Consider the following 467-nt stretch of genomic DNA (forward strand, 5'->3'; position numbering starts at 1 on the left):
CTCAAAGTCAAGTGGCTAATGCATTTTTGTTAGGCGGCTTGGTCGAGGAGAGCGGCCAGGCGTTGGGCGGGGGTGTCGAGGTCAAGGGTTGGGCGGGGTCGTCGGTTGAGGGTGTCTTGGATGCGTTTGAGGTCAGCCGGAGTGTGACCGCTGAGGTCGCTGCCCTTCTCGAACCAGAACCGCAGGAGGCGGTTGGTGTTTTCGTTGGTACCGCGTTGCCAGGGCGAGTGCGGATTGCAGAAATAGACCGGGGTGTTGAGCTGCAGCTGAATGTCGCGCCAGCGGGCCATTTCACTGCCCCGGTCCCAGGTAATCGATCGCCGAAGGTGTTCGGGTAACTGGCGCATGGCTTCGATCATCGCGCTGGCCACCGTCTCGGCGGTGTGATCGCTGGGCAAATGCAACAGCATCGTAAAGCGGGTGGACCGCTCGACCAGGGTGCCGATCGCGCTGTTCGGGCCGACGAT

At 61.9% G+C, this 467-nt stretch carries 1 protein-coding gene; it reads right to left on the reverse strand.

The annotated features are described in order from the left end of the window. Positions 1-29: 29 nt before the first annotated feature. Positions 30-467, reverse strand: a 438-nt coding sequence (locus JF781_RS28205; protein WP_225330694.1) for an IS30 family transposase, incomplete at its 5' end; no start/stop codon positions are given.

The organism is Mycobacterium sp. WUMAC-067, from assembly GCF_020217485.1.
Classification (GTDB): Bacteria; Actinomycetota; Actinomycetes; order Mycobacteriales; family Mycobacteriaceae; genus Mycobacterium.